This window comes from Maribacter sp. 6B07 (genome assembly GCF_002700155.1).
Taxonomy (GTDB): Bacteria; Bacteroidota; Bacteroidia; order Flavobacteriales; family Flavobacteriaceae; genus Maribacter; species Maribacter dokdonensis.
In genome coordinates this window covers 219,729-245,726 of the sequence record NZ_PDUT01000003.1, presented here as the reverse complement: position 1 = coordinate 245,726, position 25,998 = coordinate 219,729, and the positions used below count along the sequence as shown (strand labels likewise).

Genomic DNA, 25,998 nt, shown 5'->3' with positions numbered 1-25,998 from the left:
GGCTAGATCTTTTGCGTAAAGTAATTATAGTCTTTTAGAACGGTATCCAAGTACGCAATATCGTACAATTCCGAATTGGTCTGCAAGATACTTTCAACTTTCTCTCTAAGCGCTTTTAACGTCTTAAAATCATTACTTTTTTTAGCTATCCCAAATGTTTCTTTAATAAGTCTAACATCCTTATCGGTCAACATAGTAACATTCATGATTTGAGGCACATAAGCATCTTCCACCTCTTCTAAAATGGTATGGGAAACCTTTGTCCTATTCTTTGTGCTAATGACCACCGTACCTGCCGCGGCATCACCTAAACGCTGTTTTTTATCGGAGAATAAAATAGTGAGCAAACCTATAGACCCAAGAAAAATCCAAATATCAACCAAACGTAACATCCATCTAATTAAATAATTACTCCAATGAACGGGTGAACCATCTACCTTTACCACTCTCATTTTCATAATCATTTTACCAACGGTTCTACCATTAAAGGTAATATGCATTAAAAGTGTATAAAACATTGCCGGTAAAGAAATTAAAGCAACTAAACCTCTCTGCGTCCATCCATCTGAATATATATAACCTATAGCATCGCCAATTAAATTCACCAAGATAAAATAGAGGTAAAGTATAAATGCATCTATAAAAAATGCTACAATTCTTTCACCAATACTAACAATAGTATAATTAAGGTTAACATTTTGCGTTGTATTGATTTGAAGGTTATTCATTTAATCTTAAATTTAACAAGGTAAATATAGTTTATGCGCGAAGCTGCTTTTGTAAAGCAAAATAAGGAAAAATGGATAGCTTTTGAAAAAGCTATTAACCTAGGTGCTTCTACCGACCCAGATGAACTTGCCAATGGCTATATTCAACTGACCAATGATTTGGCATACGCGCAAACGTATTACGCAGAAAGTAAGACTTTATTGTATTTAAACGAACTTGCTTCTCTTGCCCACCAGAAAATCTATAAGAACAAAAAGGAAAGTAAAAATCGAATTCTCAGTTTTTGGATTACAGAATTCCCTCTTTTTTTTAGACAGTACCATAACACCTTGGGCATAGCCTTTTTAATTTTTATTATCGCATCTGCCATTGGCTCTTTATCCGCTATTAACGATGCTACCTTTGTAAGGTTGATTTTAGGTGATGCCTATGTCAATGAAACACTTAACAACATAGCTAACGGTGATCCAGCAGCAATCTATAAAGGCGGTAGTGAAATTGGTTCTTTTTTGGGAATTACCATTAACAATATTAGAGTTGCCTTTTTAGCATTTGCCTTTGGGGTAATCACAAGTATAGGCACCGCATATATATTATTTTCAAATGGTGTAATGCTCGGGGCATTCATTACTTTTTTTTATACCAAAGGAGTTTTCTTTGAGGCCAATAAACAAATTTGGCTTCACGGTACCATAGAAATATCGGTTATTATTATTGCCGGCTGTGCAGGTCTAATAATGGGCAACAGCATACTTTTTCCGAAAACGTACGCTAGGCGCGTCTCTTTTATGAAGGGTGCCAAAGATGGACTTAAAGTTGTAGTCAGCACCATACCGTTTTTTATAATTGCCGGATTTATTGAAGGATTTATAACAAGGTATACCAATATGCCCAATTGGTTGGCATTCATAATTATTGGAACATCATTATTTCTAATCATTTTTTATTACATAGCATATCCTATTTTACTAAATACCAAACATGAAAGACAATTACATACCGCTAAAGGTTAATCGTGAATTCGGCGGTATTATCTCCGCTTATTTTGATTTTTTTAAACAGAACATAAAAAGCTTTACCAATGTTTTCTTAAGCTACAATGGTATTTTTTTAATAGGACTTTTAATTACCAGTTACCTATTGGTTTCTGGTTTTATAGGAATGATAGCACACGAATCTGGGCAAAGTCCGTTTTCCGATAATTTAGCTGCTGAAGAAGAGTATTATGTTTATTTAGGTATAGGAGGATTTTTATTCTTTGTTATTTTTCTGGGAGTTGCTTTTCTAAATTATTCGCTTTCTACCAGTTATATGATAAAATATGAAGAAACCAAAGACTGTAACGTAGACAAAAAAGAAGTTTGGCAATATGCCAAAAGCCAATTTGGAAATATTCTGCTTTTTGTCTTATTGCTTATACCTATTTACCTTGTCTATTTTATAGTGGCCATAATTTTAGCCATTATACCCCTACTAGGCTTTTTTGCCCAGTATATTGTTCAGTTCTTTTTAACAGCCTGGATCGGTGTTTCTTTTTTTGATATGCTCCAAAATAAAAAAAGCGTTACCGATGCCTTGGGCGAAGGTTGGAAACTTGTAACCGGTAGTTTTTGGAAATCTATAGGAGTAAACTTTATTTTAGGTTTATTATTAGGTTTGCTATTAATGATCGCTTTGATCATACCCGGTATTATAATAGGGGTGTATACTTTTCATGTTGTAGAGAACGATGTAGATTATACAAATTCCATTGTTTCAACAATTGTTTACACTTTAGGGTTATCCATTTTCCTGATTATTGCGGTATACGGACAATGTCTTTCCCAGTTTATCAATGGTATATTATATTATGCATTACATGAAAAAACTTATAATGAAAATACAAGGGCAAGAATTGAACAAATAGGACAAAACGATTAATTTGAGACTACCATTCATTTATATTTTCTTTTTGTTGATGACCTTTAATTCATTTGCTCAACATAAAACAGATAGTATTGTTAAAACCGATACTTCATCAGTTTTAACATTGAGAAATTTTGAAGATGACCTGACAAAGAAATATTCAGGCGATGAATTCAACTATACCTTTAAAACCGGCGAATCTCAAAATTTATTTGCCCGATTTTTAAATTGGGTTGGGCAAGGGCTATTCGATGTATTTGGCATTACCCTATCTCCAGAAGTATTACAACTTTTAGAATATCTCATTTATATCTTATTAGGAATTCTCGCCATTTACCTGCTCGTAAAATTCCTGATCAATGAAAATTTCAGCGCAATCTTTCAAAAAAAGGCTAAAACGATCAACGATATTAACCTTACCGAAGAACACATTGAAGGTGTTGATATCGGCAACTTATTGAATGAGGCCCTTGCAAACAAGGACTACAGATTAGCGGTACGTTACCAGTTTCTATTATCACTGCAAAAACTGTCTAAAAAAGATATTATAGATTGGCATTTTGATAAAACCAATACAGATTACGTTAACGAGATCGAACAACCACAGTTAAAACAAGGTTTTAAAAGAATAGCCTATCTATACGATTATATATGGTACGGAGAACAAGATATAGATAACGATAGATACACCATATCTGTCTTAGATTTTGAGGCAATCAACAAACTAATTCAATAGTAACTTGGGAAAACGTTCTAAAATAATACTTGGTCTTTTGGTTGCGGTGCTTATTGGTATCATTGTAACAGAAATAGTACGCCCAAGACCGATCAATTGGAGCCCGTCTTACACATTGGCATCTAAAATTCCGTTCGGTTGCTACGTGCTTTATAATGAGTTAGCATCTATTTTTCCACATAACGATATTGAAACTGTAGAAGAAAACATCTATGATGTGCTAGTAGATCGAGATACCTCAACTGCCGCCAATTACATTTTGATCAATGATTTTATTTATTTGGACGAACAGGAAACAAACCAACTATTAAAATTTGTTGACGAAGGCAATCAGGTATTCATAGCTACGAGCAACCTTACCGGTAAATTGGCAGACACATTGAATATCACCATTGAACAACGGTATGATATAAAAGAAGATTCAACTAAAGCATCATTTACCAATGCACATTTTAATGAAGAGGCTTTCTATTTTGAAAGAGGAATCATCCCTGCATATTTAACCAGTATTGATACCGCCAAAACAGAAATTTTAGGTCATATTCACGTGAAAAGTTCCACATTGCTAAATAACACCCCCAATGAAATAAAAATAAGTCCCAACTTCATAAAAACTTCATTTGGCAAAGGAAATTTTATTATCAACACCCTGCCTATTGCTTATACCAACTATTATATGTTAAGTGATAAAATTGGTTACAGTAGTCAAAGTTTCGCTTATTTGAATAACAATACCCTAATATGGGACGATTATAAGAAATCTGGGCGTAAAGTAATTACCTCTCCAATGCGGTTCGTTTTAAATCAATCTGCTTTAAAATGGAGTTACTACCTAACAATTACTGGTTTATTGCTATTTGTTATTTTCAAGGCAAAAAGAGAGCAACGAATAATACCAATTATAAAACCATTAGAAAATTCTTCTGTAGAATTTGCTAAAACCGTGGGGTCATTATACCATCAAAAGAAAGACTACACCAACTTGAACCATAAAAAAATCACCTATTTTTTAACACATATTCGAAATAGGTTTTACGTAAACAGTACGGTTCTAGATGAAAAACTAATAGCCCAATTAAGTGCTAAGGCAGGAAAATCGATAGAAGAAACCAAAGACCTCATCGAGTTCATTCTTAGTCTTAAAAACAAACCTATACATTCTGAACAAGACGCTATAGTACTTGCCAAGAAAATAAATACATTTAAACAATCTTATGGAAGATAACACACAAGACGAGCAGCAGGTAGAATTTAATTCTCGAATAGATCTTACCAAGCTTCAAGATTCTGTTACCAAGGTAAAAGCCGAATTAGGAAAGGTTATAATCGGTCAACAAGAAATGATCGAACTTTTGATCGTTTCAATTTTAGCCAACGGTCATTCACTTATAGAAGGGGTTCCAGGTGTTGCCAAAACTGTAACCGCAAAACTACTTGCAAAAACTATGAACGTAGATTTTAGCAGAATACAGTTTACGCCAGATTTAATGCCTAGTGATATTCTTGGAACATCTATTTTCAATGTTAAAACATCTGAATTCGAATTTAAAAAGGGTCCTATTTTTTCAAATATTATATTGATCGACGAAATAAACAGAGCTCCGGCAAAAACACAGGCTGCACTTTTTGAAGCTATGGCAGAAAGACAAATAACCATAGATGGTAATGAATTTGACATGCAACCTCCGTTTTTGGTTTTTGCTACCCAAAACCCTGTAGAGCAAGAAGGCACCTACAGATTACCCGAAGCCCAATTAGACCGTTTTCTTTTTAAAATCAATGTGCACTACCCAACTTTAGAAGAAGAAGTACAGATTTTAGAAAATAAACACCATCAAAAAAACAATAATGTAGAATCGCTTATAGATGCTATTCTTTCGGCTGAACAAATTGCCGCTTACCAAAAGGTCATCAAAGATATTGTCGTGGAAGATAATCTTCTAAAATATATTGCAGCAATCGTTAATAATACCAGAACAAACGCCAACCTTTATTTAGGCGCATCTCCAAGGGCATCTATTGCCATTTTAGATGCTTCTAAAGCCGTTGCCGCCATTAACGGAAGAGATTTTATTACACCAGATGATATAAAGAAAGTAGTAAGCCCTATACTATGCCATAGAATTATTCTGACTCCAGAACGTGAAATGGAGGGTTATACAGCTGAGAAAATGATCAAGGATTTAATTCAAACCATAGAAATCCCAAGATAAACTTCAGTGAAAAAGATTTTCAAAAATATATTTATTCAAAAAAGGTTCTTCTTGGTGTTATCAGGAGTTATCCTATGTTTTCTACTATCTTATATTTTTGAAAACATTGCATATATTCCAAAGCTTCTATTTTACCTTTTTTTAGCTTTACTTATTACCGATGCCATTTTACTTTTTCTGTCAAAAGGGCAAATTACAGCGCATAGAATTGTTACCGACAAACTTTCTAATGGTGATGAAAATACGATTAAGATAGAAGTCACCAACAAATATTTGTTTTCTGCTCAAATAACCATTATAGATGAACTTCCGTTTCAATTTCAAAAGCGAGATTTTAATTTTAACAGCCTATTAAAACCGGGAGAGCAGAAACTATACTCCTATGCTGTAAGACCCGTAGAAAGGGGCGTTTATAGTTTTGGAAATTTAAATGTATTCGCCATTTCACCCATTGGCCTTTTAGCTAAAAAATATACGTTTGACCAAGATAAAGAAGTACCTATTTACCCTTCTTTTTTACAACTTCGCAAGTATGACCTTATGGCATTCAGCAACAGATTACTTGAATTTGGCATTAAAAAAATTAGACGAATCGGTCATACGATGGAGTTTGAACAGATCAAAGATTACATACAAGGTGATGATATAAGAAATATAAATTGGAAAGCCACTGCCAAAAGAGGGCAACTAATGGTCAACCAATTTCAAGATGAAAAGTCACAGCCGATTTATTCTGTAATTGATAAAGGCAGGGTCATGAAAATGCCTTTTAATTCACTCAGCTTACTGGATTACGCCATAAACGCTACCTTGGTCATCAGCAGCATTGCCCTCAAAAAAAATGACAAAGCAGGTATTTTCTCTTTTAGCAATAAAATAGAAAACAGAGTTGTTGCAGAACGCAGAAGTTCACAAATGAACTTAATATTAGAAACACTTTACAACCTCAAGACCAACTTTGTTGAAAGTGATTTCAGTAGGTTATATATTGATGTAAAAAGAAATTTACCACAAAGGAGTCTATTATTACTGTATACCAATTTTGAAACCCTTGATGCCTTGCATCGCCAACTTCCTTACTTGCAAGCTATTGCCAAACAACATTTACTGGTCGTTATTTTCTTTGAAAACTCAGAACTTGTATCGTACGCAAAATGTAAACCCAACAATACACTAGAAGTTTTTGAACAGGCAATTGCAGAGAAATTTATTTATGAAAAACAACTAGTGGTCAATGAACTAAAAAAGTATGGCATACAGACCATACTGACAAAGCCCGAAGACCTTACCATAAACACCATCAATAAATATTTAGAGATAAAAGCAAAAGGGTTATTATAAATCAATTCAGTAAATAGGCTGCCTGTACCTCTGAGAATATATCACCAGTGCCAGTTTCAACGAACTTTGGGAGTTGAACTTTATTACTATCAAAATGAGCTACGAGACAGCCACAGCTTTTACCCCCACCACTTCTTCTTCTACTATTATCAGTCAGTATATCAATCGCCATCCCTGCAAGAACACCGCCTAAAGTAGTATACAAAACATCTTTAGTTTCCCATTCATACCCTTTAGACTGATCATAAATTGCTTCTTTCGCAAGACCAGCGGCTAAACTACTACCTACTGCTCCTGCCCATTTCCAACCACGTTGTCCGTCTGATATTTTATGTGCTGCATATCCTCCTGCTGCACCAATGACCACACCTGCTCCTATATGTTTAGCTGCATCGCTTGGATCCTGAGCATTCACATAAACACCAAAAATAAAAGCAAAAAATAGTATATTAAATTTCATATTAGGGGAAAAAGGAATTTTTATTTTATAACGTACTTAAGCAAATTAAATTATGCTGTAAATTAATAGAATCAATAATTCCACAGTATGAATCAAAATCTAACACAATAGACTCAGCACTGCATTTTATTATATATTCTAAGGTAAAGTTATGCCATAATTCTCGACTAAAATCATTATAAAAAATATAAAAAATGAAAACAATTTTTCACAAATCGGACACTAGAGGTCATGCCGATCACGGTTGGCTAAACTCTTATCATAGTTTTAGTTTCGGCAATTATTATAACCCAGAACGAATGAATTTTAGAACCTTAAGAGTTTTAAATGACGATACGGTTGCAGCGGGGCGTGGTTTTGGGGCACACCCCCATAAAAACATGGAAATTATTTCTATACCATTAGAAGGTAACCTTCAACATATGGATGATATGGGCAATAGTACAATTATCAAAGCAGGAGATATTCAAGTAATGAGTGCCGGTAATGGAGTTACCCACAGCGAGTATAACCAAAGTTCAGTTGATGAGGTCAAGTTTTTGCAAATATGGGTTATTCCTAATCAACGAAATATAACTCCAAGATATGATCAAATTTCAACCTTAGAAATTGCAACTAAAAACAGTTTATATCAAATATTATCTCCTTACGAAGACGATCAAGGAGTTTGGATCCAACAAAATGCATGGTTTTATTTGGGAAAATATGACACCGGGGCTACAGACAATTACACAATTCATTTGGATGGAAACGGAGTATATATTTTTGTTATCAAAGGTGAAGTCGAAATTGAAAGCCAAAAGATGAACTCCCGAGACGGTTTAGGTATCTGGGATGTAAATTCCCTGAATATAACTGCAAATAGCGAAACTGAAATATTGCTAATGGAAATACCAATGCAATAAATTTAAAAGCCATTTTAAAGCAAAAAATATTGTGCTTATTAATTATTACTTGATTATATTTAAGTAGAAATTAAATTGTTTACAACTTCCCCTGTTTGAGTTATGTTTCTATTTCATTATTAACGAATATATGTATAACAATTACTTTTAATTTGATACTGATCAAACATTAACGCTCTTGTTTATTTGTTTAGAACTCAAATTGACTACATTAAAATTTAAATCATTTGTCACAGCTAAATACGACATCAAAAAATCATAAAGCTAAAAGCAGGGACATTACCGACGAATTTGGTTTAATTACCATCATATCCGCTATTTTCACTTTTTTGGTTTTTATATACACGTTAATTTTTCATTCGTATATAGAACAAATTCTCGCTCTTATTGTTGCAGTGGTATTTGGCATTGGTTTTATCTTAAATCGATTAGATTACCGACAAGCAACTAGGTTATACATGACATTATTACCTCCATTGGTTTTTATGTCGCTTATACTCCTAATTGGTGGCTATTTTGGACAAGGAGTTGCCTTTGCTACCATGGGTTTTCTAGCGTTTATCGGGTATCGTAAAAATCCTAGGTTAAGAAACATCATCATTTTTTTTGATGTACTTGCGTTTATACTGCCTACTATTTATGTTACTATGTATGGTCCAATACTTGGCACCATAGACGTTCCTTTTGATGAAGTGTTTGCATTTTTAGCGAGTTTAGGTTGGCTATCACTAACCTTTAGAATGTACGATCAAAATAAAACTAGGGCTTATACTACAGATTTGGAAAATCATATTGAAGCTTTAAAAGAAAGTGAACTCAACTTAAAAAAGGCACAAGACAACCTAAAGAACCAGAATAAAAAACTAGAGGTATTGAACAATGAATTAAAACTTAAAAATACCCATATAGAAGAATTTACCTTTATAGTTACCCATGACCTTAGAGGACCATTGAACAACATAAATGTTATTGCCAGCGAGTTGGAAAAACAACACGCCATTTCTAGTTATGCTAATTTCAGTAGTTATCTTAAACATTTGCAGGGCAGTTCTACTAGACTTACAAACTTAGTAGAAGGTCTCTTAAAATATGCTGAAATTGGAAACTCAAGCGGTATGGAATCTGTAAACGTTACTGTAATATTGCAATCTGTTCTTGATGACCTTTCTGAAAAAATTAAAGAAACAAAGGCTACAATTAAATTTAATGAATTACCAACCCTTATTGCCAGACCAAGCGACATTAGAATGCTATTTCAGAATTTAGTTCACAACGCTTTAAAATTTAAATCATCTGCTCAGGAGCCAATAATCACCATTACATCTGAGAAAAGAGAGAATGATTATTTGTTCAGCGTTGCAGATAACGGTATAGGAATTCCGAGCGAACAGTCAGAAAAAATATTTAATGCCTTTCACAAATTACACAACCAATCTAAATTTGAAGGCTCAGGTATTGGGCTTTATGGGAGTAAGAAAATTGTAGATCATCATTTAGGTAAAATATGGGTGACTTCCGAAGAAAACAAAGGCAGTATATTTTACTTTACCATAAGTACAAATTTATTGGAACAAAAGCCAACCCATGAATTAATTGATAATGTCAACTAACTTTAATTTTAAAAATATACATCTAGTATTAACCTTGATTATAACGACCTTGGTCTATGCTCAAGAACCTCCGTTAAAATTAGGAGTAGCAGGACTAACCCATGGACACGTTGGATGGATTCTTGGCAGAGGCCAGCAACCGGATATGAACATGGTAGGAATTGTAGAACCCAATCAAGAACTGGCCATAAAACTTTCCAAAGAATTTGGTTTCTCTATGGATATCGTTTTCAGTACCATGGATGAAATGATTAACATGGTCAACCCTGATGCGGTTGCAGCTTTTGGCAACATTAAGGATCATTTAAAAGTAGTGAAAGCATGTGCCCCAAAAGGAATTCATGTTATGGTAGAAAAACCATTGGCAACTACCTATGATGATGCGAAGGAAATTAAAAGACTCGTAGACACACATAATATTCGGGTATTGACCAATTATGAAACTTCATGGTACAAAACCAATGTCAAAGCTATTGAACTATACCAACAAGGAGAAATTGGTGAATTAAGGAAGGTAATTATTAGAGATGGACATAAGGGACCTAAAAACATTGGTGTCTCTAGTGAATTTTTAGAATGGTTAACGGACCCCAATTTAAACGGTGGCGGTGCTATAACAGATTTTGGTTGCTATGGCGCCAATTTAATGACATGGATAACTAAGGGTAAAAGACCAAAAAGCATTACTGCCGTAACACAGCAACTACAAAAAGAAAACAACCCGAATGTTGATGACGATGCAACTATTATATTAACTTATGAGAATGAAATGGCCATCTTAGAACCTTCTTGGAACTGGCCAATTGGCAGAAAAGATATGGAAATTTATGGCACTAAAGGTGCTATTTACTCTGACAATCCTACCCAATTAAGAGTTAGACTTTCTAAGGGCTATAGCGATTATACCGAAGAAACATTTCTTCTGGGAGAGCGGGAAGAGCCCTACAATGACCCTTTCGCCGTTTTTGCTGCAGTTATTAATGGCACACTTCAATTAGAACCGTACAATGTATACTCTTTAGAAAACAATTTGATAACTATGGAAATTCTTGAATCTGCCATCAAGAGTGCTAAAAGCGGAAAAACAATTCTTTTAAATTAAAAAAAAAAAAAAATGGACACAGACTATATAAAAGTATTTGGCGGTAATAAAATAGAAGCTCAACGTATAAAACTAACTTTAGAAGACAACAATATCAAGGCCGTAATCAAAGACGAAACCGAATCTGCTAGGTTAGCGGGTTTTGGCAGTCCTTTGCCCGAACTTATTGAGGTGTTTGTGCACAAAGATGAGGAAGAGAAATCGCTTGCTTTAATAACTACGCTCAATAAAAAAGCATAAAAAAAGCCTCTAAAATAGAGGCTTTTATCCCTATACTTTAAATTAACCTTTGCTCAATGGCGTAATTTCTAGTTTTCTAAATTCTACAGGTCCGTGATCGCCTTGAATCATAATAGGTCCGGCCTCTGCTTCATTATTATCTAAAGCTCCACCTGTCATAGCGTCTATATTCTGATTAGAGATAATAGTTTTTCCGTTGGCAACTATGGTTACTCTTCTACCTATCAACGTAATATCATAGGTTTGCCACTCGCCCGCTTTCTTAGCGGCATTTTCGTTTGGGGTCAACAATCCGTAGATTCCGCCAAAATAAATTGAAGATGGTTCCAACCCAATGTTATCAGCAATTTGTACTTCATAACGCCCTCTTAAATAAAGTCCGCTATTACTATTTTCAGGATATCTAAATTCTGCATGTAATTTAAAATCCTTGAATTTTTCTTCCGAGACTAAATTGACTCCAGGTTTTGCACTGGTCAATATACCATCTAACACCGCCCATTGATTGCCCGGTTGCATCATCCAACCATTTAAGTTCTTTCCATTAAAAAGTTTTATGGTCTTCCCTTCTTTTGCATTTTCATAGTATGGTAATTTTGGCGATTTTGTTGCTGTCCAATTATATGTTTTACCATCTACATATATCATGGTTCCTTCTAGCCCTTCCCCTACTATTTTCCCTTCAAATTCCATATTGGCAGCTCCTGGCTCCCATTGTGGAGGTAATTCAAAAGAAAATAATTCTCCGTGCTTTTCTATTTCGGCTACAGGTCTTGCACTACCAAAAGCATATGTAAATCTTCCGATCAATGTATTGGTACCCGAGTGCCTAATTTCTAACCAAGATGGTAGCTTCTCTCCTTCTTGATCAATTGTCAAATTCCATTTTCCCTCTAAAGGATGACCTTCTTGCGCTTGTGCACATGTTAAACCGATTGCCGTCAGAAAAACAAATACAGCTGTTTTAATAGTATTCATATCATTGTTAGTTTAATAAGTAATCAAATATAGCAGAACTTATAGTTACAGTTTCACCACATTAATTTAAATGTCGTTTATATTTCAAATTGATAAATCTATATCATATATGGTTAATAACTTAACAACTATTCAATTTCTTTCTTGATTATCTCCATTATTCGCTACATTTAAGTTTCAATTCAACCAAACAACAATGACATTCTTTAAAAAATTCCTTTTGGGGGTAATCGCCCTATTATTTTTTTCTATTTCATGCATCAATAAAAAGCCTGTCGAAATTCCGTTAACCATTCAACAAGATAGTACCGAGCTTATTGAAATGGCTAAATTAGCTCGAGAAACCATTACTGCTGAAGTTGCAGACGGACTAGAACTAAGTCTTTGGGCTTCAGATTCCTTAGCTCCAGACCCCATTGCACTTGATATTGACAATGAAGGCAATGTATACATTACACGTACTAACAGAGCCAAAAACTCAGAATTTGATATTCGCGGACATAGAGATTGGATGACAGAATCCATCTCCCTAGAATCTGTGGAAGATAGAAGAGCTTTTCTTCATAAAACTTTTGCTCCTGAACTTAGTAAAGAAAATGAATGGTTACCTGACCTTAATAATGATAGCATTCATGACTGGCAAGATCTTGCCGTTGAACAAGATGAAATTTGGATGTTACAAGATACCGATAATGATGGTATTGCAGATATTTCTACCCAGATTATGAACGATTTTAGCGATGAAATCAATGATGTGGCCGGCGCACTCTTAGTACGTGATAACGATGTTTTTGTTGGTATTGGTCCAGGTATGTATCGCTTAACAGATACTAATGGCGATAAAATTTTAGACGAAAAAACGAGTATTGCAGAGGGCTTTGCCGTACATATAGGATTTAGCGGTCACGGTATGTCTGGTGCCATAGAAGGTCCAGATGGTAAAATATATTGGGGTATTGGTGATATTGGTGCCAACATTACTACCGTTGATGGTGAAAACCATAAGTACCCAAATGAAGGGGTAATTGTAAGAAGTAACCTAGATGGAAGTGACTTTGAGGTTTTTGCTCACGGTCTGCGCAATACGCATGAGTTTGTTTTTGATGCCTACGGAAATATTATTTCTTCTGATAACGACGGTGACCATAAGGGAGAAAGTGAACGCCTGGTTCATATCGTAGAAGGTTCAGATGCTGGGTGGAGAGCCAATTGGCAGTATGGAAAATATACGGACCCAAAGAACAATGGTTATAACGTTTGGATGGATGAAAAACTCTTTACCCCACATTGGGATGGTCAAGCCGCGTATATCATACCTCCTATTCAGAATTTTCATAACGGACCTACCGGAATGAGATATAACCCTGGCACCGCTTTGGGCAAAAAGTGGATGGACAAATTTTTCTTAGTAGAATTTGTAGGTGACCCCAGCAGATCACATATTTGGTCTTTTGATCTAAAAACGAAAGGTGCCTCTTTTGAACTGAAGAGTGAGGAATCTATCTTATCCGGAGTATTGCCTACAGGTATTGATTTTGGTCCAGATGGCGCATTATACCTTGCCGATTGGGTTAATGGTTGGGGAACCAAAAATTACGGAAGGGTATGGAAATTAGACGTTACGGACCAAACCAATGACCTTGAACAAGAAAGGTTAGAAACACAACGGTTAATGACCCATAATTATGAAGATGACAAAACTGATAATCTTATAAAACTACTCTCATATGATGATATGAGAATTCGGCAAAAAGCACAATTTGAACTCGCCAAAAGAACTTTTTGGGGATACAGAGCTTTAGAAAAGGCTTTAACTGAGGAAGAAAACCAATTTGCACGTATTCACGCCATATGGGGTATTGGACAAATTGCGGCAAAAGATGTTGATGATGCCGAACCTTTATTAAATCTATTAAGTGACGAAGATTCTGAAATTATCGCGCAAAGTGTAAAAGTTCTTGGTGATGTAAGGTACGGGAAAGCTGCCGATAGTTTAATAGCATTGACTACACACGAGAACGATCGGGTTAAGTTCTATGCTGCCCAAGCATTAGGAAGATTGAAACATGAAAACGCCATAGAACCACTTTTGGCAATGATCGAAGCAAATAATGATCAAGATCTTTACCTAAGACATGCTGCCGTATTGGCTCTTGCAAGAATAGGAAAAGCAGAACCAATTTTAGCTCTTGCCAATAATGAGAACAGAAGTTTGCGTATTGCAGCAGTTCTTGTCTTGAGAAAATTACAAGACCCTAATATTTCAATATTTTTATCTGATAAAGATGAGTATATAGTAACAGAAGCCGCTCGTGCCATAAACGATGATCTTTCTATAGAGGCTGCATTGCCGGCATTGGCGGCTACCCTTAATAATGAGAAATTTACCTCAGAACCATTATTAAGAAGAGCGATCAATGCAGCTTTACGCGTTGGTGGTGATGAACAACTAGATTTCCTTATCAATTTTGCAAAGCGAAAAAGTGTTTCCAGCGACTTACGTGGCGAGGCTCTTGCCGCCTTGGGAACTTGGAACAATCCTTCTCTCTTAGACCGTGTAGATGGTAGATATAGAGGAGAAATAATTAGGCAAAACGGTCAACTAGAAGAGAAGATCAGAAAAGATATCCCTTCATTTTTAAATGAACGCCAACCTGAAATTTTAATTGGTATTTCTAAGACATTGAGCGCAGTGGGCATTACCGATTATAACAATGAGTTATTCTCTATTTTTAGATACAATAAATCAGCAGAGGTACGTGCTACAGTACTAAACAGTCTTGGTCAATTAAAATTCGAACAAATGGAAACTGCCATGTCCATTGGTATGAAAGACAGCTATGAAGAAGTAAGAACAGCAGCCGTAGGTCTTTTGGCGCAATTAAATATACCTAAAGAAAAACTTCCTAGCATTGTAGACCCTATTTTTAAAAGAGGCTCTATATCTGAACAACAGAGAATGTTAAATGTTTTAGGTGACCTACCTGTAGAGAATAGTAATGCATTACTATCTAGCCTAATTAATAAAGCCAGTAAAGACCAACTTAAGCAGGGTATATTATTAGATTTAATGGAATCTGTAAATGCAACCGAAAACCCAAAATTAATAGCTCAATTAGACAAACTTAAGGAGGCTGGTTATTCCGCCGATTCTTTTCAAGAAACGCTATATGGTGGAAATTGGTGGGCCGGTAGATCTGTATTCAACAATAATCCCACGGCACAATGTGTACGTTGCCACTCAGTAAATGGCTCTGGTGGAGAGGTTGGACCAAAATTGGACAATATTGGCAATATCCTAAACAGACAACAATTGCTAGAAGCGCTTATAGAACCTAGTATACGTTTGGCACCAGGCTATGGCACCGTAACCATTACGTTGAAAGACGGACAAAAAGTACAAGGTGTTCTTATTGAGGAAAATGACAAAGAATTACTACTAAGAACTTCTGAAGCGGAGCCTTTAAGAGTCCCTTTAATGAGAATTGCCAGTAGAGAGAATTCCATGTCGGCAATGCCAGCAATGGGTAGAATGATTTCAAGAAGAGAACTTCGCGATCTTATTGAATACCTTGGATCTTTGAGAAATAAAAAGCGGGTGATCGAAGGGGAAGATAAAGAAGTTTAATCTATAGAGAGGAAAGTTCTGCTTTCCTCTCATTAAACTCTTTCATCAGCGCTTTAACAATTTCACCAGCCGGTTTTATGTCATGTATTAAAGCCGATACCTGACCAATCTCTAGCTCACCATCTTCTAAATTGCCTAAAAACATACCTTTTTTGGCACGCCCCCTTCCTAAAAGAGTTTTTAGTTCTTCAATATTTGCTCCTGTAGCGTAGGCTTTTTGTACATCATTATAGAACTTGTTCTTTACTAATCTAACAGGGGCAAGCTCCTTTAACGTCAAATGGGTATCGCCTTCTTTGGCTTTAACCACAACTTCTTTAAAGTTCATATGGTTAGATGCTTCTTCACTTGCCACAAACCTACTACCAACCTGCACAGCATCTGCACCTAAGACCATTGCCGCTAACATTGCTTTCCCTGTTGCTATACCACCAGCGGCTATTAGGGGAATATGAATTTTCTCTTTAACCGCCGGAATTAAAACCATAGTTGTTGTTTCATCACGACCATTATGTCCACCTGCCTCAAAACCTTCTGCTACAATGGCATCTACTCCCGCATCCTGTGCCTTTAAAGCAAACTTTAAACTACTGACAACATGTATAACCGTAATTCCTTTTTCCTTTAAAAAGGGTGTCCACGTTTTTGGGTTTCCCGCGGATGTAAATACGATCTTGACGTTTTCCTCAACAATAATATCCATCAACTTATCAATATCAGGATATAACATCGGTATATTCACTCCAAAAGGTTTTGAAGTCGCTTTTTTACATTTTTGAATATGCTCACGTAAAACATCTGGATACATACTACCGGCACCAATAACTCCCAAACCACCGGCATTGGAAACCGCACTGGCTAATCGCCATCCGCTGGTCCAAATCATACCTCCTTGAATTATTGGAAATTCTATCTTGAAAAGTTCAGAAATTCTATTTTGCATGAGCTAGGTAAATTACCCTGGAAAACACCAAAGGATTATATTCAATAGTTACTATAATTTTCAACGCAAGCATTGATTCTCCGTAATACCTACTATGGAATAATATGTTACAGTTTTGATTATTATTAATCCTCCTATAACCCCATATAAATTTAAGAAATAACCCCAGATCCTATAAGGTCATCTTCTAAATACCAAGCTACGAACTGACCTTCGGTAATGGCAGATTGCATTTCCTTAAAATCTACGTACATACCACCTTCTACTTTATATATGGTAGCTTCCTGTAGTTCTTGTCGGTATCTTATACGTGCTTTTACCTCTAACTTCTCATCCATTTTCAGAGCTAAATCTTCACGAACCCAATGTATTTCTTCATCCTTTACAAACAAAGTTCTTCTATACAAACCTGGGTGTGCCTTACCTTGACCTGTATAAATGATATTCTCATTAACATCAGTATCGATTACGAATAAAGGTTCTTTTGTTCCACCAACATGCAAGCCTTTACGTTGCCCTTTGGTAAAATAATGTGCCCCTTGGTGCTCACCTACTACTTTACCATCATTTAAATGATATACCGGTTTCTCCGCATAGTAGGCCAACTCTGATTTTTTATCATCAAAACTTGGCGCTATTTGTGCATAAGCATCTAACCCGGCAGGAACCTCAACAATTTTACCGGTCTTAGGTTTTAATTGTTGCTGTAAAAATTCAGGCAATCTTACTTTACCAATAAAACATAAACCCTGAGAATCTTTTTTATCAGCGGTGATCAAATTCATTTTTCCGGCAATTTCCCTCACCTGTGGCTTGGTCAACTCCCCTATTGGAAATAAGGTTTTTGATAATTGCTCTTGCGATAATTGACATAAAAAGTAAGACTGATCTTTATTACCATCTTTCCCTGCCAATAACTGATAGGTTTCGGTACCGTCTGTATTTTTGATAGTGCCTTTTCTACAGTAATGACCCGTAGCTACATAATCTGCCCCAAGCTGCATCGCTATTTTCATAAAGACATCAAATTTGATCTCCCTATTACATAACACATCAGGGTTTGGGGTTCTCCCCATTTCATATTCCCTGAACATGTAGTCAACTATACGTTCTTTATATTCAGCACTTAAATCAACCGTTTGAAATGGAATACCCAACTTCTCTGCAACGATCAAGGCATCGTTACTATCTTCTAACCACGGACATTCTTCTGATATCGTCACCGAATCATCATGCCAATTCTTCATAAACAGGCCAATAACGTCATAACCTTGCTCTTTTAAAAGGTATGCCGCCACGCTTGAATCTACTCCTCCAGAAAGTCCTATTACTACTTTTTTCATCTCTTCATCTTGGTCGCAACAAAATTACAAAATTTCAATTCAAAGTCTATTTATTTAAAAATACACATACTCTTTATTCACTGCCTACAATCTTAATAAAAAGAAGAGCTCAGATCAACTACGTACTAGCAGCTAATTTTATTGAGTTAAAAATATTTTGTTAAACTTTTTTAAAAATTGTTTAAACAAAATGTAACTATCGTATTTTTAGCATTGTAGATGTTTTACTACCATATATGTATTTTATAGCCATTAATGTTAAACATCTTACATATTCAATTGAACAATCCTTAAAAACACAGTTATGAAAAAAATGTTACGATTACGAAATTTTTTACTAGTACTCACCATTTCCATAGTTACATGGTCATGTAGTGATGATGATGACGGTGTAACACCTATGACACCAAACGAAATGAACATTGTAGAGACAGCTCAGGCGGAAGATGCGCTTACCTCATTAGTTTCTGCCCTTACAACTGCTGACAACTCAGAAGGCACTGATTTAGTAGGCACATTAAGCGGCGACGGTCCATTTACCGTTTTTGCACCAACTAATGATGCCTTTACCGAACTATTGAACCAATTAGATGATTTTGATACTTTGGCAGATTTTGATACGGACGAAGAGAGAGCGATCTTAACTTCAATATTAACTTATCATGTAGTTGCAGGTGTAGCTGCCAACTCTACCGATTTGTCCAACGGTATGATGGTGACTACAGTACAAGGTGAAGATTTAACCATTAATATTGATGGTGATGTTTTCATCGATGACGCCACTGAAATTGATGCTAAAGTAGTTATTGCAGATGTAGAGGCCAGTAATGGAGTGGTTCACGTTATTAATAAAGTATTACTACCACAAGCTATTATAGATGCTTTGAACGGAGAGGAAATGCCTGAAGAGAATGGCACATTGGTGGATATTGTTGTAGCTACCGAACCTTTATCCCTTTTAGAGGCAGCGGTAATTAAGGCTGATTTAGCCGCTACTTTGAGTTCTGATGGACCATTTACCGTATTTGCACCTACAGATGATGCCTTTGTAGCATTGTTAGAGGTTTTAGGCGACGATTATAATAGCATTGATGATTTTGATACAGATGAAGAAATTGACTTATTAAAAAATATTTTATTATTTCACGTTATTGCCGCTGAAGTAAAATCTACTGATTTGGCTGCAGGACAGGTTGCAACGGCGTTTGAAAACAACAGCGTTGAAATAATTTCTTCTGGGGATACATTCGTAATCGGTGATGCTTCCGATACCAACGCAAATATTACAGCAGTAGATATTATGGCATCTAACGGTGTTGCACATACTATTGATAAAGTATTATTACCACAAGCGGCAATAGACTTTGTTATGAGCTTACAATTGAAAACCATTGTAGATACTGCAGTAGCTACAGACGACCTAAGCTTATTGGTAGATGCTCTGGTGCAAGCAGATGCTGGTTTGGTAGAAACCTTAAACGGGGAAGGTCCCTTTACAGTATTTGCCCCAACTAATGATGCCTTCGCAGCATTACTAGATTCTTTAGGAGAGGATTATAATAGCCTTGCGGATTTTGATACCGAAGCCGAAAAAGAATTATTGACTACTATTTTAACTTTTCACGTAGTTTCTGGAACAGCTGCTTTTTCTACGGATTTAAGTGACGGCCAAACTATTGCAACCGTACAAGGTGAAAATGTAGGTATTAACATTAAAGATGGTACCGTTCATTTAGAGGATGCAAGCGAGGATAATGCATCAGTTATTATTGCCGATGTTGAAGCTAGCAACGGTGTTGTACACGTTATTAACAAGGTCCTTTTACCACAAGCAGCGATAGATGCATTGTAATAAGCTAGCGCTATTCACCAAATTTAAAAACCTTCCTTTATGGGAAGGTTTTTTTATGCCATAAAATGACTAACATCAGTACAGACTATTTTAACATACAATAAGCCACCCTTTACAACTAACTTTTTATTGAACTTTAATTTAATTACATCTTTACCATCCCAAATCTTACCAAACCAACTCTATTTAATGGCAAAAGCCCTTTCAAATTTGAAAGGGCTTTTCATTTTATATAGAACAATAAAATTAGTTCTTCTTTTGCGCTTCTGCTTGTTCCATCATCTCGCGCATTTTCTTTTGGAATTTGTTTTCCTTTTTAGGTTTCTTCTTATTCTCCTGTATCTGGGCATGAATTTTATCATTATCAAGTATAAAATTCTTAATGACCAGCATAATACCAATAGTAATCAAGTTAGAAACGAAGTAGTACAAACTCAATCCACTTGCATAGTTGTTAAAGAAAAACAACATCATAAATGGCATTAAGTACATGATAAATTTCATGTTAGGCATACCTGGTTGAGTTGGCATATTCTGTCCTGTAGTCATCATCATATAAAAGAAAATAGCTATAGATGCCAATATAGGAAACAGACTCACGTGATCACCGTAAAATGGAATAGAGAATCCTTCTGGGAATTGATAAATAGTATCAAAAGAAGAAAGGTCATCTGCCCATAAAAATGATTTTTGACGTAATGCGAACGATGTTGGAAAAAACATGAAAAGTGCATAGAATATCGGCATTTGAATAACCGCTGGTATACAACCGCTCATGGGGCTTACCCCTGCCTTACCATAAAGCTTCATGGTTTCTTGTTGCTTTTTCATGGCATTATCCTTGTATTTCTCGCCAAGCTCAGTAATTTCAGGTTTCAACACCTTCATTTTTGCTTGTGACAAGTAGGATTTATATGTTACAGGCGACATTGCCAAACGTACCAATATCGTCATGATCACAATTGCTATACCATAAGGAAAATACGTGCTTAAAAGACCGTAGAATGGCGTAAACACATAACGATTGATCATACCGAAAATACCCCACCCAAAAGGAATGGAATCATCTAGACCCAAATCTTCATACTTTGAAAGGGTATCTACATCTGTTGGACCAAAATACCAATGTAAATCTTTAGAAATTTCTCCGCCTTCCAAGTCCACTGGTAACGCAGATGCATATTCTTTTGTAAAACCAAAGGTTCTACTTTCTTCCTCTACCAAGTTAACCGAAGTCAAATCTCCATTTTTAAATGGTACATCTGCTGCTAATATACTTGAGAAAAAGTGTTGACGGTAAGAAATCCATTTTATATCCTCTTCGGTTTCCTCATCATCACTTCCTTCAGATAACTTGCTAATTTTACCATCTTCATGATTATAGGTTAAACGCGTATACCTATTTTCATATTGAATACTTTTTGAGTGTCGAATACCTTTTAACTTCCAATCTAATGTTACAGGTTTACTTGTACTAATGACGTTATCCAATCCTTTGGATTTAATCATAAAATCAACCAAATAATCATTTGGTTTCATGACATACCTATACTCCAAATATTGATTGTTTGAAGTCTTTGCTTTCAACGACAAAACTTGATTGCCATTATCATTTGACATTGATGGCTCAAAATACAAATCTGCCGTATTCAACACCCTGTTGTCAGATGTAGAGAAATCTAATGCGAAAGAAGCGTTACCATCTTTTACCAAATAAACCGGTACAGAATCATAAGTAACGTACTGTTTCATTTTCGCCTCTACGATCTGCCCACCTTTATTACTGATTTTCAACAAAAGAACATCATTCTCCAAGGTGGTAATATCATTAGATGGTTTTGTAAACCCAAATGCACCTAATTTACCTTGGTAATTGGCAACTGCTGTAGAATCTTGTAAATCTAACTGTGGTTCATTGTTACCTACAGTCTCTGTTTCTAAATTTTCTGATGCCTTCGCAGCTTCTACTTGCTCTTGTTTTGCCTTTTCTGCCGCCAACTCTTCTGGAGTAGGTCTGTTTTGGTAAAACATGAAGATGAGTATTCCAAAAATAAGCACAAAGCCTATGATGGATTGTACATCAAATTTCTTTTCTTCCATGTGGTGTTTCTAATTAATTGGGTCTATTTTGAATTTTTTAAGATTGCAAATATATGCCCAAATATGAAGTTTATGCCAATGTGGCATTACTTTGTGCCTTTTTATGGTCTAAAGCTGCCTTTACCAAACCTACAAATAATGGATGCGGATTGGCAACCGTACTTTTGTATTCTGGGTGATATTGCACACCTATAAACCATGGATGATCTTTTAACTCCACAATTTCAACCAAATTGGTCTCCTTGTTAAAACCAGTTGCTAAAAGTCCGGCATTTTCCAATTGCTCTAAATATGCATTATTAAATTCATATCTATGACGGTGACGTTCAGATATTTGAGAAGCACCTTCATACATTTTCTTCACTAAGCTACCGTCTTTTAAATCACAATTCCAAGCACCTAAACGCATTGTACCTCCTTTATCGGTTACAGTTTTTTGCTCTTCCATAATACTAATAACCGGATCAGGAGTGTTCTCATCCATCTCGGTTGAATTTGCATCGGCAAGTTTTAAAACATTGCGTGCATATTCTATGACCGCCATTTGCATACCTAAACAAATACCTAAAAACGGTATTTGCATTACGCGAGCAAATTCAACAGCCTTTACCTTACCTTCTATACCTCGCTCACCAAAACCAGGTGCTACTAAAATAGCATCTAATCCTTTAAGCTTGTTTTTGTAATTATCTTCGGTTATATATTCAGAATGTACCGATTTTACATTCACCTTAACCTCATTTGATGCTCCAGCGTGTATAAATGCCTCTAAAATTGATTTATAAGAATCTTGTAACTCAACATACTTACCAACCAAACCAATAGTAACCTCGTTCTTAGGGTTTTTATGCCTTATCAAAAATTCATTCCAACGGGTAAGATCCGGCTCTACGGTATTTGGCAATGCTAATTTCTGCAATGTTACGGTATCTAAGCCTTCTTCTTGCATTAATAATGGAACATCATAAATAGTAGATGCATCAATACTTTGTATTACCGCTTCGCGCTTAACATTGCAGAAAAGTGCTAACTTATCCTTTATTTCATTAGAAATCTCATGCTCTGTTCTACATACCAAAATATCGGCTTTAATACCGCTTTCCATTAAAGTCTTAACAGAGTGCTGTGTTGGCTTTGTCTTTAACTCGCCAGCTGCAGATAAAAAAGGTACCAAGGTTAAATGTATTACTATGGCATTATCATCACCCAACTCCCAAAGTAACTGTCTAACCGCTTCTATGTATGGTAACGATTCTATATCACCTACAGTACCACCAATTTCTGTAATTACAATATCGTAATCGCCACTATTGCCTAGCAACTGCACACGTTCTTTTATCTCATTGGTTATATGCGGAACTACCTGTACGGTCTTACCTAAAAATTCTCCTCTACGTTCTTTTTCAATTACGCTTTGGTAAATTCTACCTGTAGTAACATTGTTTGCCTGTGAGGTACGTACGTTTAAGAAACGCTCGTAATGACCCAAATCCAAGTCGGTCTCCGCACCATCATCAGTTACATAACACTCGCCATGCTCATAAGGGTTTAAGGTTCCTGGATCTACATTAATGTAAGGATCTAGTTTTTGAATTGTAGTCTTGTATCCGCGAGATTGCAGTAATTTCGCCAAAGATGCAGCAATAATGCCCTTTCCTAACGAAGAAGTAACGCCTCCCGTAACGAAGATGTATTTGGTTTGTGCCATGTATCGAATTCTATGTTACGGGAGACAAAGTTACAAATTGAGGATAGAACTTAACGGGTTTCCTTAGGAAAATGTTTTTGTATTTTTCGAATTACCGATTCTAAGCTGTTTGTTTTGATTTCTAGCATAGATCGCAACAAATCTCCCAATTTACCATCAGGAAACCCTTTTTGTTGAAACCACACCAAATAGGGTTCTGGTAAATCTACCAAGTACCTGCCCTTATATTTACCAAATGGCATCCTATAATGTGCCAGCTCTATTAATTTTTCCTTATCGGGAATTATTTCCATTATTAAATGTAAAAAAATTATCTTTAAAAAATCAACATCTCAAAACAACATGAAAAGAAGAAATTTTATTGGAACCTCAGCGGCTGCCTCTGTTGGTTTCTTAACTACATCTGCCGCAGTGGCAAACAACACCAAACCTGACATTAAGGCTAAATTAAAATACAATATAAACCATAGTGTTTGTTATTGGTGTTACGGCAGTATTCCTTTTGAAGATTTTCTTAAAAGCTTAGTGGAACTTGACATTAGATCGATCGATCTAGTTGGACCAGAAGAATTTCCTCTTCTAAAAAAATACAATATTCATGCATCTATGTGCTGGGGAGCAGGTATGGGTATTGAAAAAGGTTTTAACGACCTTTCTTTACACGATGAACTTATTGCTGATTACGAACGCGTAATTCCCCTTGTTGCTGAAGCTGGCTACACCAACTTAATTTGTTTTAGCGGTAACAGAAACGGAATGGACGACCTTGTAGGTTTGCGCAATTGTGCAACCGGATTAAAGAGGCTAATGCCTTTGGCAGAAAAACATGGTGTTGTTCTTCAAATGGAATTATTGAACAGTAAAGTAAACCACAAAGATTATATGTGCGACAATTCCGAATGGGGCGTTTCTCTTTGTGAGGCTATTGGATCTGAACATTTTAAACTTCTATATGATATTTACCATATGCAAATAATGGAGGGCGATATTATAAGAAATATTGAAAACTACCATCAATATTATGGTCATTACCATACAGGAGGTAACCCTGGCAGACATGAAATAGATGAAACCCAAGAAATTTTCTATCCTGCAGTCATGAAAGCTATTTTGAAAACAGGTTATAAGGGTCATGTTGCACAAGAGTTTGTACCTAGTTGGGAAAATAAATTAGATGCCTTAAAGCAAGGTGTCACTATTTGCGACATATAGAAACACTCATATCCAAAAAATAAAAAGCACCTTGAATATAAAGGTGCTTTTTAATTTATACTGATCTCTAATGGTCAAGTGCCTCCCCTATTTCTTTCACCCATCTTTCTTGAACAGGCAAATTTCTGGAGTAATTGGTCTCTGCGTCATACTTATTCTGAAAATCGTTCAACTGCCTAATGGTTGACCTATACAATTTACGAACCTCTTCCTTAACATTATCGGTGAAAGTGGCATTTGCCAACTTTACCCTTAATTTACGTGCGTATAGCTCCGTAATATCAAAATGCAACTGCTCATGCAATAATGTTACATCATTACATATTTTTGGTTTATACCAAGATTTTGTGGGGTAAAAATATGCGTATACATTAAAGTCCACCTGCATTTCCCCGTTTTCATAAAATGTAGAAAAATCATAACTAATTCCACTGGCCGTAGTAGCTGCTGCACCACTACCGGACGGAACCTTGCCTTTAAAATCGTTCCAAGTAAACCTAAACTCCGGTGACCATTTAACTTCCTCTTGACCTTGAACAGAAGCAATGCACAAAACGATCAAAAGCCAAAAAATATGATATGTTCTTTTTACAAATCCCAATAATAGGTGATTACTTTTTCAATATCCGGGTGTAAACTGTAATGTACCGGGCATGTATTTGCTGTATGCACCAATATCTTTCTATCCTTTTCAGAAACTTGTTCCGGCAAATGAACCTCAACCTCTATTTTAGAAATTCTTCTAGGTGAGGCCGCCATGTGCTTAGTTACGGATGCCGTAGTCCCTTTCAAGTCTACCTCTAACCCGTTTGCCTTAATACCCATCATAGTCAACATACAACTTGCCAAGCCCGTAGCCACGGTATCAGTTGGTGAAAATGCCTCTCCTAAACCATTGTTATCAACGGGAGCATCGGTCACAAAAGAATTGTTGGACTTTAAATGAACACATTCAGTTCTAAGACCACCGTTATACGTTACTTTTGATGTCAT

Annotated in this window: 23 protein-coding genes; 13 read left to right on the top strand and 10 right to left on the bottom strand. The window is 35.8% G+C overall.

Annotated features, from left to right (window positions below):
- Positions 1-2 precede the first annotated feature (2 nt).
- Positions 3-728, bottom strand: a complete 726-nt coding sequence (locus tag CSC80_RS13640; protein WP_058105734.1) for an RDD family protein — start codon at positions 726-728, stop codon at positions 3-5.
- A 33-nt stretch (positions 729-761) separates the two neighbouring features.
- On the opposite strand from CSC80_RS13640, the gene CSC80_RS13635 reads away from it, so the two are divergent.
- From CSC80_RS13635 to CSC80_RS13610, 6 genes are read left to right on the top strand one after another with little or no spacing between them, the layout of a single operon-like run.
- Positions 762-1,742 carry a stage II sporulation protein M gene (locus tag CSC80_RS13635; protein WP_099192547.1) on the top strand — a complete coding sequence of 327 codons (981 nt, stop codon included), beginning with the start codon at positions 762-764 and terminating at the stop codon, positions 1,740-1,742.
- The gene (locus tag CSC80_RS13630; protein ID WP_099192546.1) at positions 1,711-2,649 is read left to right on the top strand and encodes a hypothetical protein; all 939 of its coding nucleotides are present in this window, start codon (positions 1,711-1,713) and stop codon (positions 2,647-2,649) included. The genes CSC80_RS13635 and CSC80_RS13630 overlap by 32 nt, the downstream gene beginning before the upstream one ends.
- Before the next feature lies 1 nt (position 2,650).
- Positions 2,651-3,370: a DUF4129 domain-containing protein gene (locus CSC80_RS13625; RefSeq protein WP_143751753.1), complete on the top strand. Its 720-nt coding sequence runs from the start codon at positions 2,651-2,653 to the stop codon at positions 3,368-3,370.
- A gap of 4 nt (positions 3,371-3,374) precedes the next feature.
- Complete coding sequence (locus tag CSC80_RS13620) at positions 3,375-4,595, top strand: DUF4350 domain-containing protein (protein WP_099192544.1); 1,221 nt, start codon at positions 3,375-3,377, stop codon at positions 4,593-4,595.
- On the top strand, positions 4,585-5,583 hold the full coding sequence (locus tag CSC80_RS13615; protein ID WP_071339996.1) for a MoxR family ATPase: 999 nt from the start codon (positions 4,585-4,587) through the stop codon (positions 5,581-5,583). The genes CSC80_RS13620 and CSC80_RS13615 overlap by 11 nt, the downstream gene beginning before the upstream one ends.
- A 6-nt stretch (positions 5,584-5,589) precedes the next feature.
- Positions 5,590-6,924, top strand: coding sequence for a DUF58 domain-containing protein (locus tag CSC80_RS13610; RefSeq protein WP_099192543.1), 1,335 nt, complete (start codon positions 5,590-5,592; stop codon positions 6,922-6,924).
- 1 nt (position 6,925) lies between these two features.
- On the opposite strand, the gene CSC80_RS13605 is transcribed toward CSC80_RS13610, so the two are convergent.
- Positions 6,926-7,384, bottom strand: a complete 459-nt coding sequence (locus CSC80_RS13605) for a hypothetical protein (protein ID WP_058105727.1) — start codon at positions 7,382-7,384, stop codon at positions 6,926-6,928.
- Positions 7,385-7,578: 194 nt separating this feature from the next.
- Here CSC80_RS13605 and CSC80_RS13600 point away from each other — a divergent pair, with 194 nt between their 5' ends.
- The 4 genes from CSC80_RS13600 (at position 7,579) to CSC80_RS13585 (ending at position 11,241) form a co-directional block, all read left to right on the top strand.
- Positions 7,579-8,289: a pirin family protein gene (locus CSC80_RS13600; RefSeq protein WP_099192542.1), complete on the top strand. Its 711-nt coding sequence runs from the start codon at positions 7,579-7,581 to the stop codon at positions 8,287-8,289.
- Between the two features lie 227 nt (positions 8,290-8,516).
- Positions 8,517-9,899, top strand: coding sequence for an ATP-binding protein (locus tag CSC80_RS13595; protein ID WP_099192541.1), 1,383 nt, complete (start codon positions 8,517-8,519; stop codon positions 9,897-9,899).
- Complete coding sequence (locus tag CSC80_RS13590; protein WP_099192540.1) at positions 9,889-11,001, top strand: Gfo/Idh/MocA family oxidoreductase; 1,113 nt, start codon at positions 9,889-9,891, stop codon at positions 10,999-11,001. The genes CSC80_RS13595 and CSC80_RS13590 overlap by 11 nt, the downstream gene beginning before the upstream one ends.
- A gap of 12 nt (positions 11,002-11,013) precedes the next feature.
- On the top strand, positions 11,014-11,241 hold the full coding sequence (locus tag CSC80_RS13585; RefSeq protein WP_099192539.1) for a DUF2007 domain-containing protein: 228 nt from the start codon (positions 11,014-11,016) through the stop codon (positions 11,239-11,241).
- A 42-nt stretch (positions 11,242-11,283) separates the two neighbouring features.
- Here CSC80_RS13585 and CSC80_RS13580 read toward each other — a convergent pair whose 3' ends face one another.
- Complete coding sequence (locus tag CSC80_RS13580; protein ID WP_099192538.1) at positions 11,284-12,219, bottom strand: DUF1080 domain-containing protein; 936 nt, start codon at positions 12,217-12,219, stop codon at positions 11,284-11,286.
- A gap of 196 nt (positions 12,220-12,415) precedes the next feature.
- On the opposite strand from CSC80_RS13580, the gene CSC80_RS13575 reads away from it, so the two are divergent.
- On the top strand, positions 12,416-15,847 hold the full coding sequence (locus CSC80_RS13575; RefSeq protein WP_099192537.1) for a HEAT repeat domain-containing protein: 3,432 nt from the start codon (positions 12,416-12,418) through the stop codon (positions 15,845-15,847).
- Between the two features lies 1 nt (position 15,848).
- On the opposite strand, the gene CSC80_RS13570 is transcribed toward CSC80_RS13575, so the two are convergent.
- On the bottom strand, positions 15,849-16,790 hold the full coding sequence (locus CSC80_RS13570) for a nitronate monooxygenase (protein WP_099192536.1): 942 nt from the start codon (positions 16,788-16,790) through the stop codon (positions 15,849-15,851).
- A gap of 152 nt (positions 16,791-16,942) precedes the next feature.
- On the bottom strand, positions 16,943-18,133 hold the full coding sequence (gene mnmA / locus CSC80_RS13565; protein ID WP_099192535.1) for a tRNA 2-thiouridine(34) synthase MnmA: 1,191 nt from the start codon (positions 18,131-18,133) through the stop codon (positions 16,943-16,945).
- 304 nt (positions 18,134-18,437) lie between these two features.
- On the opposite strand from mnmA, the gene CSC80_RS13560 reads away from it, so the two are divergent.
- A complete protein-coding gene (locus CSC80_RS13560; protein ID WP_099192534.1) occupies positions 18,438-19,985 on the top strand; it encodes a fasciclin domain-containing protein in 1,548 nt (515 codons plus the stop codon).
- Between the two features lie 246 nt (positions 19,986-20,231).
- Here CSC80_RS13560 and yidC read toward each other — a convergent pair whose 3' ends face one another.
- The 3 genes from yidC to CSC80_RS13545 form a co-directional block, all read right to left on the bottom strand.
- Positions 20,232-22,085, bottom strand: coding sequence for a membrane protein insertase YidC (gene yidC / locus CSC80_RS13555; RefSeq protein ID WP_071340008.1), 1,854 nt, complete (start codon positions 22,083-22,085; stop codon positions 20,232-20,234).
- Between the two features lie 70 nt (positions 22,086-22,155).
- Positions 22,156-23,793: a CTP synthase gene (locus tag CSC80_RS13550; protein WP_099192533.1), complete on the bottom strand. Its 1,638-nt coding sequence runs from the start codon at positions 23,791-23,793 to the stop codon at positions 22,156-22,158.
- Positions 23,794-23,843: 50 nt separating this feature from the next.
- Entirely contained in the window at positions 23,844-24,086 is a 243-nt protein-coding gene (locus tag CSC80_RS13545; protein WP_058105714.1) for a DUF3820 family protein, read from the bottom strand.
- A gap of 49 nt (positions 24,087-24,135) precedes the next feature.
- On the opposite strand from CSC80_RS13545, the gene CSC80_RS13540 reads away from it, so the two are divergent.
- Complete coding sequence (locus tag CSC80_RS13540; RefSeq protein WP_058105713.1) at positions 24,136-25,005, top strand: TIM barrel protein; 870 nt, start codon at positions 24,136-24,138, stop codon at positions 25,003-25,005.
- A gap of 67 nt (positions 25,006-25,072) precedes the next feature.
- On the opposite strand, the gene CSC80_RS13535 is transcribed toward CSC80_RS13540, so the two are convergent.
- Positions 25,073-25,606 carry a DUF922 domain-containing protein gene (locus CSC80_RS13535; protein ID WP_236973394.1) on the bottom strand — a complete coding sequence of 178 codons (534 nt, stop codon included), beginning with the start codon at positions 25,604-25,606 and terminating at the stop codon, positions 25,073-25,075.
- Entirely contained in the window at positions 25,594-25,998 is a 405-nt protein-coding gene (locus CSC80_RS13530) for an OsmC family protein (RefSeq protein WP_058105712.1), read from the bottom strand. The genes CSC80_RS13535 and CSC80_RS13530 overlap by 13 nt, the downstream gene beginning before the upstream one ends.

What these genes read in the sequence shown, in the direction of transcription:
- CSC80_RS13540 (WP_058105713.1), top strand. Translation starts at nt 24,136, where the DNA reads ATGAAAAGAAGAAATTTTATTGGAACCTCAGCGGCTGCCTCTGTTGGT.
- CSC80_RS13630 (WP_099192546.1), top strand. Translation starts at nt 1,711, where the DNA reads ATGAAAGACAATTACATACCGCTAAAGGTTAATCGTGAATTCGGCGGT.
- CSC80_RS13550 (WP_099192533.1), bottom strand. Translation starts at nt 23,793, where the DNA reads ATGGCACAAACCAAATACATCTTCGTTACGGGAGGCGTTACTTCTTCG.
- yidC (WP_071340008.1), bottom strand. Translation starts at nt 22,085, where the DNA reads ATGGAAGAAAAGAAATTTGATGTACAATCCATCATAGGCTTTGTGCTT.
- CSC80_RS13615 (WP_071339996.1), top strand. Translation starts at nt 4,585, where the DNA reads ATGGAAGATAACACACAAGACGAGCAGCAGGTAGAATTTAATTCTCGA.
- CSC80_RS13560 (WP_099192534.1), top strand. Translation starts at nt 18,438, where the DNA reads ATGAAAAAAATGTTACGATTACGAAATTTTTTACTAGTACTCACCATT.
- CSC80_RS13530 (WP_058105712.1), bottom strand. Translation starts at nt 25,998, where the DNA reads ATGACATCAAAAGTAACGTATAACGGTGGTCTTAGAACTGAATGTGTT.
- CSC80_RS13590 (WP_099192540.1), top strand. Translation starts at nt 9,889, where the DNA reads ATGTCAACTAACTTTAATTTTAAAAATATACATCTAGTATTAACCTTG.
- CSC80_RS13570 (WP_099192536.1), bottom strand. Translation starts at nt 16,790, where the DNA reads ATGCAAAATAGAATTTCTGAACTTTTCAAGATAGAATTTCCAATAATT.
- CSC80_RS13600 (WP_099192542.1), top strand. Translation starts at nt 7,579, where the DNA reads ATGAAAACAATTTTTCACAAATCGGACACTAGAGGTCATGCCGATCAC.
- CSC80_RS13585 (WP_099192539.1), top strand. Translation starts at nt 11,014, where the DNA reads ATGGACACAGACTATATAAAAGTATTTGGCGGTAATAAAATAGAAGCT.
- CSC80_RS13635 (WP_099192547.1), top strand. Translation starts at nt 762, where the DNA reads ATGCGCGAAGCTGCTTTTGTAAAGCAAAATAAGGAAAAATGGATAGCT.
- CSC80_RS13545 (WP_058105714.1), bottom strand. Translation starts at nt 24,086, where the DNA reads ATGGAAATAATTCCCGATAAGGAAAAATTAATAGAGCTGGCACATTAT.
- CSC80_RS13640 (WP_058105734.1), bottom strand. Translation starts at nt 728, where the DNA reads ATGAATAACCTTCAAATCAATACAACGCAAAATGTTAACCTTAATTAT.
- mnmA (WP_099192535.1), bottom strand. Translation starts at nt 18,133, where the DNA reads ATGAAAAAAGTAGTAATAGGACTTTCTGGAGGAGTAGATTCAAGCGTG.
- CSC80_RS13605 (WP_058105727.1), bottom strand. Translation starts at nt 7,384, where the DNA reads ATGAAATTTAATATACTATTTTTTGCTTTTATTTTTGGTGTTTATGTG.
- CSC80_RS13580 (WP_099192538.1), bottom strand. Translation starts at nt 12,219, where the DNA reads ATGAATACTATTAAAACAGCTGTATTTGTTTTTCTGACGGCAATCGGT.
- CSC80_RS13575 (WP_099192537.1), top strand. Translation starts at nt 12,416, where the DNA reads ATGACATTCTTTAAAAAATTCCTTTTGGGGGTAATCGCCCTATTATTT.